This is a genomic window from Bradyrhizobium sp. MI1.4 (assembly GCF_055811315.1).
This window is the reverse complement of record NZ_JBVVPP010000088.1, coordinates 1-14,716: the sequence shown is the minus strand read 5'-3', so window position 1 is coordinate 14,716 and position 14,716 is coordinate 1. Positions and strand designations below refer to the sequence as shown.

Here is a 14,716-nt window from a genome sequence, read left to right as displayed (position 1 = left end):
TCCCTGCAATCTCAAACCGCCTCGAATCCGAAAAAGAGACTCCTGCTCAATCGCTTAGAACCTTGTTCACGGACGACGAGCTAACGCGGTTGGCCGCATCACGGCCGGAGAGATGCCGAACAGCGCCATCAAAGCGATGTAGGCCGACGCCCCTGCATGGCCGACGGATGTGTAGAGCGCCGCGCCAAGAAACATGCAGGCGGCAAGCAGCAGTACCGAAAGCTCAGGCATCGCACGACTCAGGTTGCGTTGAACTAGAACCCAAACCGTCGTGCCGGTCTGCTTCGCGGCTCTGCTTACGGCAGGCTGCGGGGCTGGAGCTTTCCTAGACTAAACACCTTCGAAAATCAAACTGGGCACCCGGTGCCGATGGTCTGCAACGGGTCAGGAGCGTCGCTTTGGCCGGGCGCCGGCCACGTCCGGTCCACCCCGACAAGCCGGCAATTAATGACGCAGCCTAAACTTCGCTTTCGGGCCAACAGCAGACTCACAATTTAACTGCGGGGCCCCCAGAGGATAATAGCGGCTCCAACAAGGCATATGGACGCACCGGTCAGGTCCCACCGATCGGGGCGTATGCCTTCAATGACCCAAAGCCATGCAAGCGAAGCCGCGATGTAGATTCCGCCATACGTTGCATAGGCACGCCCTGCGGCGTCACTTTCGACCAAGGTCAACAAGTACGCGAACGCGATCAGGGACAGCAATCCAGGACACAGCCACCAGATTGGCTTCTGAAGACGTAGCCAACCCCAGAAGGCGAAACAGCCCGCGATTTCGGCGACGGCTGCACAGACGTAAACGATGCCAGTCTTCATAAGAGTCGACGTTTCCACAGGACCCGCCGCTATTCAAGTCGGCGGGCCACGACGCAGGCCTATCAGGCTCGGAGCGCTCGGATCAGTGGCTTTTCTATCAGAGGCCACATCAGCGAAATCGTCATGAACACTGTTGAGGCAATCATCATGACTAGCGTGGCGACACCCGGCATGCGCCCAGTCCGCCGTATCTGCCACGCCAGCCATCCCCAAGCGCCAGTCACGGCGAAAATAGAGAGCACGGTGACCCACAAATGCATGTGGACTAGCGACGACAACAACGAGCCGGTGCTGGCGAGAATGGTCGCCGGCAGGGTGAATGGCAAGATACAACAGGCTCCGCATGCGACCGCACCGGCCGATAAGGTGATGGCTGTGGCGCCAGCGGCCTTCGCGCCGGGCGGCTCATTCGGAGCCGGTTTGACCGCCGAACACGCGCAGGACGGTGGCTGAGCTGACCATGTTGGTTCGCTCGCAACGAATTTCTCAAATAGCACGTCGGCCGCCTCTCTCGCTTCCTCCGGCGCGGTGATCGTCAGGTGAATTTCGTGCATCGTTTCCTTGAGATCGAACTGGAGGAATGCGCAGCACGCCTGTTCGGCTCGCACCATTTCCTGCACACCGGACACCGCCTCCGCCGCGAACGTTAGCTTCAGCACTAAATCTTCGCGCTGATGCGCGATCAAGGCCTGCTTGTTGAGATTGGCGATCCAGGCGAGGCGGTCTTGCATCTCTCCGGACGTTAGTCTGCAGGCGATTGGCGCGGCTTCGACGATGGACATCGGCTTCTCCTTTATGTGAGTTGCCGGGACCTTACATGTTCAAGTAACTTGAGGTTCAAGCGAAAAGAACGGTAGGAAAGCCGAAGAGATGAAGCCTTTCAAGATCGGAGCGCTGGCGAGGGAGACGGGCACGAGCGCTCCGACGATCAGATACTACGAGGAGATCGGTCTGCTGCGCTCGGCGGGTCGCCAAGCTGGCAACCAGCGGGTTTATGACGACGAGGATGTGAGAAGCCTGACTTTCATCCGGAGATGCCGCGACTTCGGCTTTTCAATCGGACAAGTCCGAGAACTCGTTGCGCTTGTTCAAAATCCCAAAAGTTCGTGCGTCAGTGCACGCAATCTTGCGCAGGAGCACCTTCTCACGGTGCGGGCCAAGCTCACCGAGCTGAGGGCGCTTGAGCGGAGCATCGCCGCATTCGTTGCGAACTGCGATGCCTCCTGTGCTGGTGGTCCGGGTCCCGAATGCGTAATTCTTGACGATCTCTCGAAGCGCCAATCCGATGCCCCCAAAACCGCAGGGCGAATAGGCTGTGGCTGAGTCGCGGTGCCCTTGAAGTCTGCTTTGGGTCATTCACGCGGTTTGGCGCCCGGATGCAAACGTCCGGTCTACCCCTGTGAGGCGACACATAGCAGCACCACGCCAACGGAAGCGATGGGCCAACAGCGGAAGTGATTAATAACAATCAAAAGCCGAGTGCCCTGCTGCAACCTGCGACCCCGCCAATTCGCTTAACCGCCATGTTTGCATGCTTCATTCGGCTGCCCGCGCGACCGCCTCTAAAGGTCCCCTTGCGACGCAGACACGATTTCGGCCCGTCCGTTTTGCCTCGTAGAGCGCCTCATCTGCATAACGAATGATGGTTTCGACGCTGGGTGAACTTGCTGTGGCTTCGCTCACCCCTAAGCTAATCGTCAGGGTCAGTTTCGAGTCTCCGATGGCCAGCGCGTTCGCAAGCACCGAGGATCGGATTCGCTCCGCCACGGTCGTCGCCGCCTCTGCTGTCGTTTCCGGCAGCATAATGACGAACTCTTCGCCGCCAAATCTGGCGACGACGTCAGCGTCTCGTCGCGTAGAGGCCAGAGTGCGCGCGACCATCTTCAAAACCCAATCACCCATCTCGTGCCCGAAAGTGTCGTTCACACGCTTGAAGTGGTCGATGTCAATCATCAGGAACGAGCACGGGCGCATATAGCGCTGGCATCGCCCTAATTCCGCCTGCGCCAGGGCTTCGAACTGACGTCGGTTGTATAAGTTTGTGAGCGGGTCAATCGTGGCGAGCGTCTGCAAGTCGCTTGCACGCTCCTCTGATCGTTTCCAATCTCTGACCGCGACCGGCAACCAATGGAAAAGCAGCAGGCCGAGCACGACGCATCCAGCCACCACATTGGTAATTTTCGGCAAAATCAGCAGCTCAGGTCGCCCCAGAAGTTCGACCGTCCAATCAGGGAATACGCCGTATTTTCCCCCGAAGTAGAGGCCGAAATAGATGTTCTCTGCGATATTTCGGATAGTGTCGACGCCGATCACCGTCAACAGAAGGCGGGTCGTGCCGAATGCGCGCGGGTTGCGCACGTAGTAGTACACAACGCTGGAAAGCACAGTTAGCCACAAGGCGACAATGGCCCAATAGATGTATGTGGCTACGTACAACATGCCTAAGCCCCTCCGCTGCATTGCGGCCATCGTAAATTAGGGACATCGAATTTCGAGATCCTTAGGATTTAGCCTGGTCCAGCTCGAAGCTGACGAGAACTGGCGACACCGTTATTTGTGAGTTAACCAAAATGTACGTTCAGTCGAAACTGAACATGGGCGCAACCCAATTTCGGCTTCGGGTCAATCGCGCTCGTTTGGTGATTGGCGGTAGATTTCCGGCCCGCCAACTAAGCCGACACGTAGCTGCACCGCACTGACAAACTCGATGGGCTAGAAGCGGTCTTCGACCAGCTGCGGGCGGCAGGTCAGTTGAGGGCAAAGAGTCGCTCTTCACTGCAATAGCAGTGCAGGGATATCAGCGTTCGCTGCCGAAACTGCATAGGACCGGGCAGGCCGGATCGGTACAACGAACAGCTACTAAAACAGCACTCAATCCAGTTGGAGGCTAGTTTGAATAAAGTCACTGTTGCCTTGGTGATCGGCCTCCTCACGGGGCCTATCCTTCCGGACATCGCACAGGCCCAGAGTGCCATCACCGCAGACGACGCCCACGCCATCGCCGTGGACGCCTATATCTATTTGTATCCGCTGTTGTCGATGGATATTTCTCGTAAGACCTTCACAAATGTCGAGCCGGGCAAGGAATTTGGCAAAGGCCCGATGAACACCTTCACCAATGTTCCGCAATATCCGCCTGCCGATTTCAAGGGCGTTGTCCGCTCCAACTTTGACACCCTATATTCCATCGCTTGGCTGGATGTAACGAAAGAGCCTGTGGTCATCTCTGCTCCTGATACGGATGGCCGTTACTACCTTTTGCCTATGTTGGACATGTGGACCGATGTGTTCGCTTCGCCCGGATGGCGAACCACAGGCACCAAGGCCGCCACTTTCCTAATAGCGCCCCAGGGTTGGAGACCAGATTTGCGGGACAGGTTTATCGACGAGTTTAAGCTTCCGAAGGAAACTCAGCGAATTGACGCGCCCACCCCGTATGTCTGGCTCATTGGCCGTACCAAGACCGACGGTCCGCCAGATTACGATGCGGTTCACAAGATACAGGCGGGCTATAAAGTCACGCTTCTTTCCGAGTTTGGCAAACCGCCAAAGCCTGTCGAGGTCAAAATCGATCCAAGCATCGATATGAAGACGCCACCAAAGACCCAGGTTGATACCATGGCAGCCGGGAAATACTTCGCCTACGCCGCAGAGGTGCTTAAGCTACAGCCGCCCCACATTACCGATGAGCCAATTCTCGCTCAAATGAAAAAGATCGGGATCGAAGTAGGCAAGAGCTTCGAGATGAGCAAACTCGATCCGGCCGTACAAAAGGCGGTTGAAAGCGCGCCCCGCGATGCTCAGAAGCTGATGGCATGGAAGCTGCCAACATTGGCTCGTGTGGCGAACGGCTGGGTGATGAACACCGACACGGTGGGCGTATACGGCAATTATTACTTGAAGCGGGCTATTCTCGCGCAGCAGGGGCTTGGCGCGAACTTGGTCGAGGACGCTATCTATCCACTCAACCTCGGCGATGAAACAGGAAAGCCGCTCGATGGCGCAAACAAATACACGATCACTTTTGAGAAGGGTGCAGCGCCACCGGTCAATGCCTTCTGGTCGATCACGCTTTATGATCAGGAAGGATTTCAGGTCGGCAACGTGTTAAATCGTTTCGCCGTCAGCAGCTGGATGCCATTCAAGTACAACGGAGACGGCTCGCTCGACCTATACGTCCAAAACGAAAGCCCCGGGAAGGATCAGGAGGCCAATTGGCTGCCTGCGCCCAAAACACCATTCAATCTGTTGCTGCGCATGTACGCGCCAAAGTCGGAGGTGCTCACCGGCAAGTGGAATCCTCCGCCGGTTACGAAAGCTCAAGGCATTCCGACCCTGGCCGCTCAATAGATCGTCAAAGGCCCCTCTCGGTTTGGGACTACCGCGACCGACAGGGCCAGCGAGCCATCCTAGTCTGCATTGGGTCATTGGGGTCGGTGTGGCGCTCGGGTGCGAACTTCCGGTCCACCCCTGTGAGCCGACATAAAGCCGCACCACAAAGGAAGCGAGCGGCTGAAAAACGATGCGCGGGGTCTCAAGCGGCCCTGCTGCGCGAAGCGTCCGGCGGCTTGAGGGGGAACGAGGTTGAAGCAGATCGGTCATTTTGATATGCGCCGATTGGAGGCGTTGAGCAACACCATCTTTGGCGTCGCGATGACGCTGCTCGCCTATGATCTGCCGAAGGCCAGCAGGTTCGCGAACGCGCCGGCCTGGATAGACCTTGTAAATGCCTACGCCCAACCTGTCATCGCGCTGATGATCAGCTTCATCGTCGCCGGCGTGTTTTGGCTCAGCCATCATCGGCGGCTCACCTTCGCCCCGGAAGGCAGCCGCGGCGAAGTCTTCCTCAACCTGATCTTCCTGCTGTCGATCGTCATACTCCCGGTGACGAACGGACTTTACGGCACGTATCGGCTCGATAGCGTCGTCGCAGTAAGCTATGGCGTCCATCTGACTGCCATTGCCGGCCTGAATGCGCTACTATGGATTCTGGCGCTGCGAGGTCACCCCAATCCCGAGTTGCTGGCAACCGCGATCTTTCCGGTCATTGCATTGGTCTTCGCGACGGTGATGGCGATAGTCGCGCCGTCCGTCGCGCAATTCACATGGTGCCTAGCATTTGGGGCGCCTCTGGCAGGCTGGTGGGCAGCCCGGCGGTGGCCGCTGCGAACGAATTAGCCATACCAGGCGCACTTTACTCTACGCGTTGGTTGGCCACGTCCGCTCCGGGTCACAAGCGGTCCTCGGGCGGATGGACACGGCAGGTCAGCTGTGGGCTTAACAGCGGATGTCGCAGCGGGCTGCTGCACCCAAGGCCTGACTTGTAAGCGCCGCTTTAAAAAATGCCGTCTCCTGGCCGAAGCCAGCTTCAAGAGAGGCGCAGAGCATGTCCGCTCTGCCCCGTAACTTCAGACGTCCACTCGCTCTAAAACGGACCGTGGACGAAATCCACCATTATGGGCAAAAGTTAAACCCACGCAGGCGAGGCAAACGGCCCGCCCATGAGCAGGCCGTTCGCACGATATCGCTCGATCAAAACAGACCGGGGAGCAGCATTGCGACCCGTTCGCGATACTTGCGGTACTCGTCGCCGAAGAAAGCGACCAAATCCCTTTCTTCCAGCCAAATTCCCACAAAGATGTAGCCTGTTGTGACAGACGCGAAGAGCAGATGGCCGACCGTCATCGACGGGGTGGACCAAAAGGCGATGATGAAGCCGAGGTAGATCGGATGCCGAACCAATCGGTAGAGTCCAGGCGTCTTGAACGCGATAGGTTGGGCAATCCGCCCCATGAACTGCGTGATCACCTGGGTCAATCCGAACAGCTCGAAATGGCTGATCAGGAACGTGCTGTACAACACGATGATCCAGCCGATGGCGCCACCTGCGGCGACGGCGCCGGCGAAGACTGGGCCATCGATGCTCCACACGACGGTGGGTAGTGGTTGCCACTGCCAGAACAGTAAGATCAAGCTAAGGCTCGCGAGCAAGACGAAGGTGCTGCGCTCGACGGCCGGAGAAAAGAAACGCGCGAAGAAAGACTTGAAGGCGCGTCGCGCCATCCCGCTATGCTGAAGAGCGAAGATCGACATCAGCGCGAGGTCGATCATCAAGGCCGTGCTCCATGGCACGGTCGTGCCGTCGTCGATCGTCTTCGGGACCAGGACCCCCGAAACGAAGCCGATCGCGTAGAGAAATGTACCTAGAAAAACGGCGTACGAGACGAGTCCGTACACTAGGCCGAGTAATCGTGTCGCTCGCGATGGCGTAGCCGGAAGAACGGAATTCTGGTCGGAATGCAAAGTCATAGTCATTTCAATCTCCATCAATTCTAAATTCAGGGAATGGGTGCTTCATGGTCGGCGGGCGCTGCCTAGCCGTGCTGCCGCCCAAGCGATCAGCTGGTCGAGGGGGCTGTACGGAGTTAATCTCTGGATGAGGTGCGAAATCTCGGCTCGCCACTCCTGCTCCGTTGCCGCCCGCTCAGCCTGTTCGGCTATCGCGGCCGCGATTGCCTCGTTCGTCGTTCTCCTTAGACAAGCGGCCACGACCAGAACGCGCCGGGAAAACGAAGGCTTTGGCCCGAACGGAAAGGCAAGGAGCGACGATCCGGGCCGGGCGGGTCGCTTCACGTCGCAGATTTTGCCCGAAGCACGAGTGTAGTTTTGAGGTAGGCCTGTCATATGGCTTCTCCTGTTGAACGCCATTTGACCGGTCTGTAGATTGTTGTGTCCGAACTGCTTGGCGGACTCCTTGAGGAAACTCTCATTTTTCCTTTGCTCGGGGATTGTCCGTCCGCCCAGCTGAGGAAGGATGGTAATGAAATACCGGTTCGCGGAATTCGAGATCGATCTCGGGCAGCATGAATTGCGCCGGCGCGGCTCACCCGTTCATGCCGAACCGCAGGTTTTCGACCTCATCGTCCATCTCGTGCGCAACCACGACCGGGTCGTCAGCAAGGATGAGCTGATCGAGAACATCTGGAACGGCCGGATCATCTCGGAAGCTGCGTTTTCAAGCCGCATCAACGGCGCCAGACGCGTGCTCGGCGACAGCGGCACCGAACAACAATTCATCAAGACCTTGCATCGCCGCGGCTTCCGCTTCGTGGGAGATGTCGAAGAAGTGCCGAGCTCGGACGCTGATGCTGTCAAGCTCGTACCTGGCGAGGCGGGCGGCCCGGAACGTGGTCAGCCGAGTACTTCCGTTCACACTGAGATTTCGCAGCTGGACGACGTAGTTTCGGAGGCCGTCAAAGCCGAGGCGATCACCCGACCATCTATCGCCGTGCTTCCGTTCCAAAACATATCGAACGATCCCGAAAACGAATACTTCAGCTATGGGCTCACTGAAGACATCATCCGGCTGCTCGCTCGAAATCGATGGCTTTCCGTGATCTCCCGCCATTCCACGATCGGCTTCCTGGGCGGCACCGTCGACGCTCGCGAAGTGGGCGCCCAACTTGGTGCGACCTACGTCATGTCGGGAAGCGTGCGAAAGAGTGACGGCTCGGTGCGTATCGCCGCGGAGCTCGCGAGAGCCGCGGACGGACAGCAGCTCTGGTCCGAGAAGTACGAATTTCAGTTGCTGAACATCTTCGACATTCAGGACGAGATGGCCCGACAGATCGCCGCCACGATCGAGCCCGAGCTGTCGAGAGTGGAACAGCAGCTGGCGGCTCGCAAGCCGCCGGAGAGCCTGGATGCTTGGGATTGCTATCAGCGCGGACTGTGGAATCTATGGCGTTTCACGACGCCTGGTTTCGACAGTGCGGAAGAATACTTTCAGAGGTCGATCGCCGCCGATCCGACCTTCGCCAGAGGACACGGCGCGCTCAGCTACGTGAACATTCAACGCTCTCTCTACGATACGCCCGAAGCCCGGGTGTCTCGGCTAAAGACCGCTTTGCAACAAGCCCGAACTGCCGTATCTCTCGACGAGCTCGATTGCTTCTGCCATTGCGCGCTAGGACGCGCGCTATGCCTCACGCGGCAGAACGAGGAGGCGTCTGCAGCAATCGGCCTGTCATTGGAACTCAATCCCAGCTTCGCGCAAGGCTATTTCGCGCAAGGCTTCAATCTCCTGTGGTGCGGGCGCGAGATCGAAGCAGAAACGCTGCTGGACCAGGCCACGATATTGAGTCCACGCGACAGCCACCTGTGGAGCTTCCACCACACGCGTTCGTGGGCACACTTCTCTCTCGGAGAGTACGACATCGCTGCGGAATTCGCTCGCAGAGCGACGCGTCAGGCGAACGCGACGTACCGAGCTTATGCGACCTTGGCCGCTTCGCTCGGATGCCTTGGTGACGACGCGCAGGCAAGCGCCGCTGTGGCAGAGCTGTTGGCGCGCAAGAGCGATTACACCACAGGAACGGCCGAACGAGAGCTCTTCTTCTGTAGGGACGCCCGGTTCTTGAGCGAATACACCGAAGGATTGCGTTCGGCCGGCGTTCGCAACGACTAGTCGTTGCGCAGTGTGTTGCGGCCGGGGGCGCGCAACCACTACGTCTGCTTCGAGTCACAGGCGGCCGAACTGCGGCCGATTGCAAAGTTTCAGTCTACCTTGTGAGCCGACATGCAGCGTCACCGCGTCCACGGACTGCGCGCAAAGCTGTCTTCGGCGCAATCGATCCTTCTTCTGATAAGATGCCTGCCACGGTCATTCACCATTAACCTTTGCGTTCGCCGCGAGCAATTGCGGCCGCCTCCTGCAACGTAACGCCATGAACAAGCGGGTCTGCGTGGCGATGCACTAACTGCCATTCAGAACCGTCCTTGCGATAGATTTCCGTAACTCGGAGCGACCAGTCTTGTTTTGGTAAGCTCCCGACTTCGGCAGATTGCCGCTCGACCATGACGAGAACGACCAGCTTGTCCGATGCATAGGTTTGCACGACTTCCAAGGTCGTCTCACCGTTCTTGAAAAACTGGGATAGCTTCGCCAAACGATCAGGACTTGCGTCGAACCCGTGGCTAGTTGGGCCGCCGAATGGTTGCATTAACGTGAAGTCACTGGCGATGCGAACAAGCGCCAGCCAACGATCCATGTCCCCGCGCATGAAGGCCGCGTTTTTCGCAGCGGCGTGCTCGATAAGGTGAGCGATGTCGGCAGTGGCAGCCGCGCTGGCGCAAAATCCGGCGGCTAACGATGCCGCAGCCACTGTAGTGATTGCCGAGCGCCGCGACGGCAGCCCTGGCCAGTTTGTATGGTGTTCGGTCATTGCAGCTCCTGTGGCTAACGTTGTGCAATCCATGGAGCTTTCAGGGACATGAATCCAGTGATATAACCTCAATAGAACGAAACAAGAACATAGAGTCAAGACGGCGAACTCGATTTACCCTCTTGCTCGTCGGGAGCATCGCACCGGCATTGGCACATAGTGCACTAGCCAAACACGGACGGACTGTTTGTCTAAGGTGCGCCTTGCCAGTCATTCAAGCCCCCAAGCTTCCGACGATTGGCGAGGGCGTCGAAGGCCCCGGCGGGGCCGGTTAACGCGAGACATCTCCAGGCCGATGGACGCAGAGGAAGATCGACGACGTGGTTTGGAGTTAGGCCGCCGTTGGGCGGAGCACGCTTCGGCACACGAGCTGGCCACCATAGTGAGCGCTTCGTTCGATGACCTCAGCCAAATGCTGCCAGCCGACCTGCCAGATCATTTCGTCGGCGGCTTTCGCGAAGGCGTGCTGCGCGTCTGGCGTGGAGCCTAGGCCCTCATCACTGCCCCCCGATGATCATCATTTCCGAGAAGGCGGGTGCCGCTCCACTTCTGATTTACGGAAACTTAATGAGTCATTGCCAACGTCTTGAGCGTTGCACCGCGTCGCCGCGGCGACTCCGTTTCCGCTAGTTATTATTTAGACCTGCTCGGTTGGCAGTCTCTTCGTGGGAGAGGCCGATGCTCAAAGGATGCATGATTGCTGCTTTCGCACTGCTTTTTTTGGCGTTGTGCGATCATCAAGTGTCAAACGGAAAGTACACTGACGCGGTTATGGTCATGACGAAGCAGATAACTCGCTCGTTTGGTGTCTGACAGAGCGGCGAATCCATTCAGACGGCGAAGCCTAGACAAACGTGGAGAGTAACGGCTAGTCATTCGCATGGGCTGGATTCCGAATTGGCTGCGACGGGCAGATGTCAGGCTGCGGCCTAGGGCCGGCGCTCAGGTCGACTTACAACCGCTGTCGGAGCGCAGCGGCAGGTGGCTGAAGGCGAACTTGTTTCGCTTCCCGGGCGCGGTGTGGTCGCGGAAGCGTGGCTGTGTGGAGCTGTCAGAGGGCGACGTTATCGCGCTGCATCTTGTTGTTCAGCGGATCACGGAAGCCGGGCTGAAGGTGCGGCTGTCGGGGCGCCTTCGCCGCTGGGATGGTGCGTCGCCCGTTTGGACTTTGCTGGTGCGCAATCGTTCGCAGATCGGGCCCTCCTGAAACCTACGACGACGAATGGCGGCTTGGGGTCAGAACGGTCGGTTTGGCAGCGCGCGCGATGAAAAGTCGCGCCCACGGCTCTTTGCGGCCTTGTCACGTCTCTGTGGCACAAGCATTGCACATTCACTACTGACTGGGATTGCTGGTCCCCAGTTTGGTACAGGGCGCCGCCGGGACGCTTCATTTCGAGCCCGGCGGCGTATCTTTGTGACACATCCAAGGCGTAGTTCCCCTGATCCGATCCGCCTCATCTGAACGAAAGGGTAACCCCAGTGCGCCTACCCACCGGGAAGCTTACTCTTCCGCTTCAAGTCGGGCGAGCAGACGCGCAACCATTTCCAGTCTCCGCGCAGGAGCAGTGGCATCGCCACCTTCGCAGATTGCCTTGCCGATCTCATCTAGCAGCAAAGATTCCAGCGCTTGCAAAAGCTGAATGACTTTGAGCTGTTCAGGGATCATAAGCGCTCCTGTCCTCGCAGGCGGGAGCGCAATTGGTCTCTCGGGCATCGACGCCTACAGGCAGAGCCTCGGTCGATGATGCAAGTTAACTAGGTGAGTGTAACGATGTTCCGGTTAGGCAAACTCAGTTCGCCATGAACCCGCCGCTGAGTGAACCCTCCGTGTCCCGGTTCGTGTCGCTTAGGTTGTGAGTATATGGTCCCCCGGCTGTCCGATGCCGATGAAAAGCGAGTGTCAATGACCGTTTTCTCTGGCTCCGTATTCGTAATGGACGTTGACGGCAAAGCTGCGTTCGCCTTTGAAGCAAAGAATTTTTCAGAAGCTTTCGAGTTATGCAAAGAGGACTGGGTTCGTGAGGACCTGACCACGATGACATCGAACGGCGTGCCACTTTGCTCGTCGACGGCGAAGTTGACGGTTCGCAGAGCTGGCGAAGCGGAGATTATCATCTATCGAGACGCCGCTCTCAAAGCTCAGACAGAAGACTTGGTTCTCGCATATCTCGTTGATTTAGATCGAGCGTAGTCCGCAATAGTTCACGCGCGACCGTCACCTCCAACTGCCGGTAGCAGCGCGAGCGGACGTCACCAGGTCGGCCGGAAGGGTCCGAGATGGGCCAGAAGCGGCCGCCAAATGTCAATCGGCCTCGCGGACGATTACGAATGCGGTATGTCCTGGGCGCGACGATACGGTCATTGTTGCATTTAGCCGTTGCACGAATGCTTTCACGACTTGCATGCCGAAGCCCTTACTCCGATCGATATCAAATCCCGCTGGTAATCCTCGCCCCTGATCGGACACTTCCAAAATCCATCCGCCCGCGCTTGTTCTGAAGCTTATGTCAACCGACCCACGTTCACCCGGCGCATATGCATACTTGAAACTATTCGTGGCCAATTCCGCCACCAGAAGACCTAATCCACTCGCGACATCCGACCGAAGTCGGGCATTCTCCGCGTCAACATTAACCGCGGTAATCTGAGCCGGCGCGGTGTGTTTGAGGCTTTCGCAGAGCCTGCGCAGGAAAGTATCGATCTCGATCTCTTCCTGACTGCCTGTCAGATGCAGCTGCTTGTGAACGGTCGCAATGGCGAGCACACGATTGCTGGCCATATCGAGTTGAGCCCTCGCTTCGTCGCTCGGTGCGCTGCGGCTTTGAAGCGCGAGGATCGACTGAACGAGTTGCAATGAGTTCATGAGTCGATGATCGCCTTCGCGCATCAACGTCTCTTTTTCCCTGACCAGGTCCTCGGCTTCGACTCTGGCGAGATGTTCGGCAGCGTTGATCCGGCGAAGTTCGAGCAGCTTCATCACCTGATTGGCCATCAACCGCAAAAAGGCCTTCTGGGTCTCGTCAAGCTCACGCGGCTTGTAGTCGAGTACGCAGACAGTTCCGAGTGGGAAGCCTTCGGGCGTCTCAAGGAGTGCGCCAGCATAAAAACGCAGATGCGGGTCGCCCGTAACCAACGGGTTATCGGCGAAACGGCGGTCCAGCGTGGTGTCAGGTACGACAAATAGGCCGGGTTGCAGGATCGCATGTGCGCAAATCGAGCTGTCGAGCGGCGTTTCGCGGACGCCCAGTCCGACCTCCGCCTTGAACCATTGGCGACCCTGGTCGATCAGGTTGATCACGGAAATCGGTGTACCGCAGACGGCGGACGCGACCTTCACGACCTCGTCGAAATCGGCCTCTCGCGGGGTGTCGAGGATGGCATAGCGCCGAAGGGCGCCAAGACGAGATTCTTCGGCCCTGTGCAGGTCAGCTTTCAACGATATCTCTGATTTTACTGCCTAATCCGCTACCGTGCACTTCACGGTCGTCAATGTCTATCTGTTTTCGAATGAGGGAGGTATGCGAGGAACCATCCCAGATCGGCCCGCGTATCCTGTCATGGAGACATTTATTCAGTGAAATTAGATAACGTGCGGCCGGTTGTCCTCATTGTAGAGGACGAGCTTCTGATCCGCATGGATGCGGTCGATATGATCAAGTCCGTGGGGATTGAGGTCGTCGAAGCTGCAAATGCCGACGAAGCCATCGCCATTCTCGAACGCCGAGCCGACATCACGATTGTCTTCACCGACATACACATGCCCGGTTCGATGGATGGCCTCAAACTCGCTGCTGCCGTTAGGGGCCGCTGGCCGCCTATCGCGATCATTGCAACGTCTGGAAAGGCGAAGGTCAATAAAGACGACTTGCCCATGGGCAGTCGGTTTATCTCCAAGCCATACAGCGCCGGCGAACTCGTAGCGACGGTCCGGGAGATGAGCGGTTTCCTTTAATTAATTGCAAGGGCCGCCACTAAGGCGACCTCAAGCCATCTGATCTAGCTCCGGATTCGCCGCTCGCGAAAGCGAAACAGGCCACGTTGGGAACTAAGGGATGGCCGGCCCTGTTGCATGTTGTTCCTCCTTCCAAAGGAATAGCCTTATGGCCGCCGACAATAACAAAAATCCGAATGAGAAACAGCCCGGCGAAAATCCGGACGGCAAGTTCCATTACAATCCGGGGAACATGGCCGGGAAGAAGCCCGGGGATTCAGAGAAGACGGCCGACAATCGTGGCGAGCAACCGCGCGAGGCCGAGGAAAAACCGGCCGGCTAGGTGCTGGCCACGCGGTTCCGTTGCCAGATGTCAAAATGAAAGAGGCCGCTCACCGAGGCGGCCTCAAGCCATCTGATCTAGCTCACGAGCGTAGTGCTCCATTCGCTCCGCGAACCAGAAAAAGAAGCACTCAGGGACAAGTTGGCGCGCTGCCGCCAGCTCGCGCGTGAGTTTCCCCACGGTCCAACTGCAGATATGATCCGGGAGCTTGAAGCAGAGCTTCGCGAGCAACTACGCGCATTGGAAGCGGGCGAGCCGCCATCACTTGTCAATCGGCGTTCGACTGGGACCCCCTATCGGCCTCCAAAAGGGACCCCTTTGAGCGGCGTGCTCTGCTGGTAGCGCTCGGGTCGTCGGAGCTGGTCGGGGTTGCGGAGACGGCGCGAGCGCGGGTTGTTTG

Annotated in this window: 15 protein-coding genes; 7 read left to right on the top strand and 8 right to left on the bottom strand. The window is 58.0% G+C overall.

Going from position 1 to position 14,716, the window contains the following annotated elements; translation table 11 throughout:
* Positions 1 to 66: 66 nt before the first annotated feature.
* The 3 genes from AC0L23_RS38930 to AC0L23_RS38920 form a co-directional block, all read right to left on the bottom strand.
* Positions 67 to 231 (bottom strand): hypothetical protein, encoded by a 165-nt coding sequence (locus AC0L23_RS38930; RefSeq protein WP_473358324.1) that lies wholly within the window; start codon positions 229 to 231, stop codon positions 67 to 69.
* A 263-nt stretch (positions 232 to 494) separates the two neighbouring features.
* Complete coding sequence (locus AC0L23_RS38925; RefSeq protein ID WP_473358323.1) at positions 495 to 818, bottom strand: YnfA family protein; 324 nt, start codon at positions 816 to 818, stop codon at positions 495 to 497.
* 62 nt (positions 819 to 880) lie between these two features.
* Positions 881 to 1,600 (bottom strand): hypothetical protein, encoded by a 720-nt coding sequence (locus AC0L23_RS38920; protein WP_473358322.1) that lies wholly within the window; start codon positions 1,598 to 1,600, stop codon positions 881 to 883.
* 88 nt (positions 1,601 to 1,688) lie between these two features.
* On the opposite strand from AC0L23_RS38920, the gene AC0L23_RS38915 reads away from it, so the two are divergent.
* Positions 1,689 to 2,141, top strand: coding sequence for a MerR family transcriptional regulator (locus AC0L23_RS38915; protein WP_473358321.1), 453 nt, complete (start codon positions 1,689 to 1,691; stop codon positions 2,139 to 2,141).
* A gap of 213 nt (positions 2,142 to 2,354) precedes the next feature.
* Here AC0L23_RS38915 and AC0L23_RS38910 read toward each other — a convergent pair whose 3' ends face one another.
* Entirely contained in the window at positions 2,355 to 3,257 is a 903-nt protein-coding gene (locus AC0L23_RS38910; protein ID WP_473358320.1) for a GGDEF domain-containing protein, read from the bottom strand.
* 474 nt (positions 3,258 to 3,731) lie between these two features.
* Here AC0L23_RS38910 and AC0L23_RS38905 point away from each other — a divergent pair, with 474 nt between their 5' ends.
* Positions 3,732 to 5,168 carry a DUF1254 domain-containing protein gene (locus tag AC0L23_RS38905; RefSeq protein ID WP_473358326.1) on the top strand — a complete coding sequence of 479 codons (1,437 nt, stop codon included), beginning with the start codon at positions 3,732 to 3,734 and terminating at the stop codon, positions 5,166 to 5,168.
* Between the two features lie 258 nt (positions 5,169 to 5,426).
* Entirely contained in the window at positions 5,427 to 5,996 is a 570-nt protein-coding gene (locus AC0L23_RS38900; protein WP_473358325.1) for a TMEM175 family protein, read from the top strand.
* Between the two features lie 354 nt (positions 5,997 to 6,350).
* On the opposite strand, the gene mddA is transcribed toward AC0L23_RS38900, so the two are convergent.
* Entirely contained in the window at positions 6,351 to 7,133 is a 783-nt protein-coding gene (gene mddA / locus AC0L23_RS38895; protein WP_473358319.1) for a methanethiol S-methyltransferase, read from the bottom strand.
* Between the two features lie 505 nt (positions 7,134 to 7,638).
* Here mddA and AC0L23_RS38890 point away from each other — a divergent pair.
* Positions 7,639 to 9,285: a winged helix-turn-helix domain-containing tetratricopeptide repeat protein gene (locus tag AC0L23_RS38890; protein ID WP_473358318.1), complete on the top strand. Its 1,647-nt coding sequence runs from the start codon at positions 7,639 to 7,641 to the stop codon at positions 9,283 to 9,285.
* Positions 9,286 to 9,490: 205 nt separating this feature from the next.
* Here the strand turns inward: AC0L23_RS38890 and AC0L23_RS38885 are convergent, their stop codons facing one another.
* The gene (locus tag AC0L23_RS38885; protein ID WP_473358317.1) at positions 9,491 to 10,042 is read right to left on the bottom strand and encodes a YybH family protein; all 552 of its coding nucleotides are present in this window, start codon (positions 10,040 to 10,042) and stop codon (positions 9,491 to 9,493) included.
* A gap of 1,501 nt (positions 10,043 to 11,543) precedes the next feature.
* A complete protein-coding gene (locus tag AC0L23_RS38880; protein WP_473358316.1) occupies positions 11,544 to 11,708 on the bottom strand; it encodes a hypothetical protein in 165 nt (54 codons plus the stop codon).
* 237 nt (positions 11,709 to 11,945) lie between these two features.
* Here AC0L23_RS38880 and AC0L23_RS38875 point away from each other — a divergent pair, with 237 nt between their 5' ends.
* Entirely contained in the window at positions 11,946 to 12,233 is a 288-nt protein-coding gene (locus AC0L23_RS38875; RefSeq protein ID WP_473358315.1) for a hypothetical protein, read from the top strand.
* A 111-nt stretch (positions 12,234 to 12,344) separates the two neighbouring features.
* Here AC0L23_RS38875 and AC0L23_RS38870 read toward each other — a convergent pair whose 3' ends face one another.
* Positions 12,345 to 13,478 carry a sensor histidine kinase gene (locus tag AC0L23_RS38870; protein WP_473358314.1) on the bottom strand — a complete coding sequence of 378 codons (1,134 nt, stop codon included), beginning with the start codon at positions 13,476 to 13,478 and terminating at the stop codon, positions 12,345 to 12,347.
* A gap of 138 nt (positions 13,479 to 13,616) precedes the next feature.
* Here AC0L23_RS38870 and AC0L23_RS38865 point away from each other — a divergent pair, with 138 nt between their 5' ends.
* Complete coding sequence (locus AC0L23_RS38865) at positions 13,617 to 13,994, top strand: response regulator (RefSeq protein ID WP_473358313.1); 378 nt, start codon at positions 13,617 to 13,619, stop codon at positions 13,992 to 13,994.
* 148 nt (positions 13,995 to 14,142) lie between these two features.
* Complete coding sequence (locus AC0L23_RS38860; RefSeq protein ID WP_473358312.1) at positions 14,143 to 14,316, top strand: hypothetical protein; 174 nt, start codon at positions 14,143 to 14,145, stop codon at positions 14,314 to 14,316.
* Positions 14,317 to 14,716: the final 400 nt, after the last annotated feature.